This window comes from Rahnella perminowiae (assembly GCF_019049755.1).
Taxonomy (GTDB): Bacteria; Pseudomonadota; Gammaproteobacteria; order Enterobacterales; family Enterobacteriaceae; genus Rahnella; species Rahnella perminowiae.
The window spans coordinates 1-2,661 of the sequence record NZ_JAFMOS010000248.1; the positions used below are offsets into that span (position 1 = coordinate 1).

Consider the following 2,661-nt stretch of genomic DNA (forward strand, 5'->3'; position numbering starts at 1 on the left):
GCTATGCTGTATTTGTTTGTTTTTTAAAGTGAAAATAAAAAGCTTTAGCAAAAGTGAATGTATTAGTAAGCAATCGGCCATGTGAAATCCAATAATTACTGTTTATTATCACGCCCATATTAACTCTCTCTTTCAACATTATGGTGATTTATCCGTGAGCAATACACAATATAAACTGAGCAAGGCGCGTCCCCCTCGCGTTCAAATTACGTACGACGTGGAAGTTGGCGGTGCTGAAGCGAAAAAAGAATTACCTCTGGTCATGGGGGTTATCGGGAATTTTGCTAATGATGACATGCCTCTGCGCGACCGCCGTTTCACGCACATTGATAAAGACAACTTTAATAATGTTATGGAAGGAATGAAACCGGCGGTGGAAATGCTGGTTGAAAGTACTTTACCCGAAAAAGAAGGCCAGATGGCTATTGCGCTGGAATTCAACTCTATGGATGACTTCTCTCCTGAAAACGTGGTGATGCAGGTTGAACCGTTGCGCAAACTTCTTGAATTGCGTGAGCAACTGAGTGATTTGCGCAACAGAACTGCCAGCAATGATCGCCTGAAAGAACAGTTGGTGGAGTTATTAGAGGGGATGGCGAAAGACGCAGAACCTGTCAAAGGAGATGCAGAATGAGTGATATCCAGGTCATGAATGCCACAGCTCAGGCTGAGCAGTCCGGTGATTATCTTGATCAGATTATCGATAATACTCAGGCTATCCGCCGGGAATCCGATCGGAATAAAGTAAAAAGTCAGCTGGATAATCTTCTTACAGAGGTGGCATCAGGGGCGGTCATTGTTTCCAATGATTTGGTCGGTAGCATCGAAGCCCGTATTGCCGCCATCGATGAATTGCTGTCTTCCCAGGTCAGTAAAATTATTCAGGCTCCTGAATTCCAACGTATGGAATCTTCCTGGCGTGGGCTGCATAAACTTGTGCAAAGCAGTGTCACGGAAAATACCAAAGTGCGGGTCTTTAACTGCACGAAGAAAGAGTTACTGCGTGATTTTAAATCTGCTTCCGACTTCGATCAGTCCTCATTATTCAAAAGTATTTATGAAAGCGAATACGGTACCTTTGGCGGTGATCCTTATTCAGCGTTTGTGGGCGATTTTGAATTCGACTGCATGCCGGAAGATGTCCAGCTGTTGGAGCAGATTTCACATGTGGCTGCTGCTGCTCACGCACCATTCCTCAGTGCCGCGAATCCTGGCATGTTTGCTATGGGTTCCTTCTCGGAAATGCCGCGTCCGCGTGACCTGAGTAAATTGTTCGAAACCTCTGACTATGCCCGCTGGAAATCCTTCCGCCAGAGTGACGATTCACGTTATGTTGGCTTAACGCTGCCACGCGTCATTGGTCGTCTGCCTTATGGGGCAAAAACTGTATCCGTAGATGCGTTTAATTTCGAAGAAAAAATTGACGAAAACAATGATGGCGCCAGCTATTTGTGGGTAAACGCGGCTTATGATTTGGCTGGCCGTATGGTCGAGGCATTTGAAGAATACGGCTGGTGTGCTGCAATCCGCGGTGTTGAAGGCGGCGGTTTGGTGAAATCACTGCCAGCTTATAACTATATTTCGCAGACCGGCGAAAAAATCATGCAATGCCCGACAGAAGTGGCGATTTCTGACCGTCGCGAAAAAGAATTAGCTGAGCTGGGTTTTATTCCCCTCATTTATTGCAAAGGTACAGATTATGCGGCGTTCTTCGCTGTGCAATCCGCTAATAAACCGCGCAAATATGATTCTGAACTGGCGAATGCCAACGCCAAATTGTCAAGTCAGTTGCAATATATTATGACAACGTCGCGCTTTGCTCATTATTTAAAATCCATCGTGCGCGATAAAGTGGGCAGCTTTATGTCCAAATCTGAATGCCAGAATTTCCTGCAAAACTGGATCAACCAATATGTTGTGGGTTCAGATAATGTGGGACCAACGATTAAAGCAAGCCATCCGTTACGTGAGGCTGTGGTCGAAGTTGTTGATGTACCAGGTTCTCCGGGCAGTTATCGCGCCGTGGCGTATTTAAAACCGCATTTCCAGCTTGAAGGGCTCAGCATGTCGCTGCGTCTGGTAGCGGAACTTCCTGCATCAACGGGTGCATAAATAATTAATCGTAAAAATAAGGATATATAATGGCTACTGAATCGCTTTTTATGCAAATTGAAGGTATCAAAGGCACAGTAAGTAATAAAGGTTATGAAGGTTGGATCGCCATTGAGAATATGACTTTCGGTGTTTACTGCGCGGCTAAAATTGATAATGCCAGCGGTCAGGTAAACAGCGATGGTGTGAATTTTGATGCGATCTTATTTTCAAAAGTAATGGATACGACATCTACTCAGTTATCCAATATGGTGGCGGAAGGCAGTAATATTAAGCAAATCACTGTGGTTAAGGTATCCTTCCAGGGTTCTAAGCCAGTTGAAGCTGTCAAACTGACCTATAAAAACTGTGTACTGAGTAGCTACAATTTCAATGCTTATTCAGCCGGGGACATACCGAGTGAGAATCTGAGCTTTGTATTTGGTCAGATGTCATTTGAAACCAATATGGTTGAGCCAGATGGCAAAACCAGCAAACAAGGCCCTGTGGGCTGGAACTTGGTTGAAAATACCAAACTGTAATTTTTAAAATAACAGTGCACGCTGCAAG

The 2,661-nt window shown here is 44.6% G+C and carries 3 protein-coding genes; all 3 read left to right on the forward strand.

Annotated elements, in window-relative coordinates:
- The first annotated feature begins 154 nt into the window (after window positions 1-154).
- The 3 genes from tssB to J1785_RS01810 are packed head-to-tail and all read left to right on the forward strand — an operon-like array spanning window position 155 to window position 2,633.
- Window positions 155-634, forward strand: coding sequence for a type VI secretion system contractile sheath small subunit (tssB, locus tag J1785_RS01800; protein ID WP_129953645.1), 480 nt, complete (start codon window positions 155-157; stop codon window positions 632-634).
- Complete coding sequence (gene tssC, locus J1785_RS01805) at window positions 631-2,112, forward strand: type VI secretion system contractile sheath large subunit (protein WP_217218676.1); 1,482 nt, start codon at window positions 631-633, stop codon at window positions 2,110-2,112. Before tssB ends, tssC begins: the two co-directional genes overlap by 4 nt.
- A 29-nt stretch (window positions 2,113-2,141) precedes the next feature.
- Window positions 2,142-2,633 (forward strand): Hcp family type VI secretion system effector, encoded by a 492-nt coding sequence (locus tag J1785_RS01810; RefSeq protein WP_217218677.1) that lies wholly within the window; start codon window positions 2,142-2,144, stop codon window positions 2,631-2,633.
- The last annotated feature ends 28 nt before the right edge of the window (window positions 2,634-2,661 follow it).